2 protein-coding genes and 2 pseudogenes are annotated in these 1,796 nt (G+C 73.9%); 3 read left to right on the top strand and 1 reads right to left on the bottom strand.

The window, feature by feature from the left end; all coding sequences use genetic code 11:
* The coding region (locus tag H5J33_RS33955) for a serine hydrolase (protein WP_181798513.1) at positions 1-233 on the top strand (233 nt) is incomplete at its 5' end.
* Between the two features lie 154 nt (positions 234-387).
* The gene (locus H5J33_RS33950) at positions 388-1,131 is read left to right on the top strand and encodes a GntR family transcriptional regulator (protein WP_181798512.1); all 744 of its coding nucleotides are present in this window, start codon (positions 388-390) and stop codon (positions 1,129-1,131) included.
* Here the strand turns inward: H5J33_RS33950 and H5J33_RS33945 are convergent.
* A pseudogene (locus H5J33_RS33945) lies at positions 1,101-1,535 on the bottom strand (SAM-dependent methyltransferase); the annotation flags it as partial. The gene H5J33_RS33950 and the pseudogene H5J33_RS33945 overlap by 31 nt on opposite strands.
* Positions 1,536-1,571: 36 nt before the next feature.
* On the opposite strand from H5J33_RS33945, the pseudogene H5J33_RS33940 reads away from it, so the two are divergent.
* Positions 1,572-1,796: pseudogene (locus H5J33_RS33940) on the top strand (SAM-dependent methyltransferase); the annotation flags it as partial.

Below are 1,796 nucleotides of genomic sequence, written 5' to 3'. Positions count from 1 at the left end.
CGGCCGTCGAGGGGGAGACCGAGATCGGGCTCGGCCTGTGGCTGAGCGGCCCGCGGGGGCTGTACGGCCCGAACCCGCGGGCTTTCGGCCATGACGGCTTCGGCGGCTCCTGCGGGCTCGCCGACCCGGAGGCCGGAGTGTCGCTGGGCTACGTCATGAACCGCATGGGGCACCGCATCGCCGATGATCCACGGAAGACCGCGCTGGTCGACGCCCTCTACCGCGCCCTGTGAGCGCGCGTCGCGGCATCCGGTGACCGTCGTCGCGGGCGGGTGGATTTCGGTCGAAACCACCGTCCGCCCTTCCCTCGTGGTTTAGACCAATGCTAATTGTGGTCGCGCAACGAACCCGCACGACTACGTCTTGTCACCGACAGGAGGGCGCGGCATGGCCCGCACCACCCCGAACGATCCCCCGCCCGACGACGCCCGGCCCCTGTACGGGCGCATAGCGGCGCTGTTGCTCGGCGAGCTGCGCGACGGCACGATCCCGCCGGGTGAACGGCTGCCGGGCGAACGGCACTTGGCGGCACACTTCGGGGTCAGCCGGGAGACCGTGCGCCAGGCACTGGAGGTGCTGCGGCGCACTGGTGCGGTCGCCACCGACCGGCGGGGCAGCCATGCCGTGCTGCCCGGCCGGCCGGTGGAGTCGCCCGACTCGCTCGCCTTCCCGGTGGGCGCCCGGCAGGCCGACCCGTGTGCGGTGGACCAGGCCACGGTGACCTGGGAGGTGCCGCCGCCGGAGCACGCCCGGGAACTGGGCCTGGCCCCGCACCGGCCGACACTGGTGCACCACTACCGGTCGGTCACACCGGACGGCCGGTCGCTGCGTACGGCGGTGACGTCGTTCTCGGCGGTGGCCCTGGCCGAGGTGGCGGAGCTGGCGCGCTACCGGGACCGGGCCGACGGCGCCACGCCCGCGCAGTTGCGACGGGCCTACGACTGGATGCGCAAGGCCGGGCTGTGCCTGCACCACCGGGATTCCATCAGCCAGGTCTCACAGGCCGCCTCGGTCCGGGTGACCCGGCGCGTGCACGACCAGTACGCGCGCCCGCTGGAGATCACGGATCTGGTGGTGCACGCCGAACAGGACGCCCTGGTCTACGAGTTCACCCTGCCCGCCGCGGTGTGAACCGCCGGGTCCGGCGCGCCGTCCCTCCGGGCCACCACCAGCCGGCCGCGCGGGCTTCCGTCGGCTCGCCGGCCGAACCCGGGCAGCACACGCAGCTCGACCGTGAACCCCGCCCGCTCCAACTCGCCGAGGAGCGGGCCGAGTCGGAGCGCCCGGTAGTACATGACGAACGGCGGCCGCCACAGCGCGTTGCGCACCCGCATCACCGTGTCGAACCCGTACAGCAGCCAGAAACCGGGCCGTGTGGGCCGGGGCGGGGCGAACACCGGGAAGGCGAACCGGCCGCCGGGCCGCAGCGCCGCGCGGACCCCGGCGAACAGGCGGGGCAGTTCCCCGGGGAGGAAGTGGCCGAACGCCCCGAAGGAGACCACGAGATCGAAGGCGTCGGCGAACGGCAGGGCCCGCGGCGGACCGTCGCCGCGGCGCCGTAGGCTGCCGGCATGTTCGGTCCCGAAGGCCCCACGCTCCGCGAACTCGCCGTACAGGCCCTGTCGTCCGTCGAACGCGGATACGACCTGCTCGCCCCGAAGTTCGACCACACCCCCTTCCGGACCCCCGACCAGGTGCTGGACGCCGTGGCCGAGGCGCTCGCGCCGCTCGGACCGTTCACGGACGGACTCGACCTGTGCTGCGGCACCGGCGCCGGGATGCGGCCGCTCGCCCGG

The sequence above is a fragment of the Streptomyces sp. WELS2 genome, from assembly GCF_013870595.1.
GTDB lineage: Bacteria > Actinomycetota > Actinomycetes > Streptomycetales > Streptomycetaceae > Streptomyces.
Note: the sequence above shows the minus strand (reverse complement) of the source record. Positions and strands in the feature narration are given on the sequence as shown.

What these genes read in the sequence shown, in the direction of transcription:
- H5J33_RS33950 (WP_181798512.1), top strand. Translation starts at nt 388, where the DNA reads ATGGCCCGCACCACCCCGAACGATCCCCCGCCCGACGACGCCCGGCCC.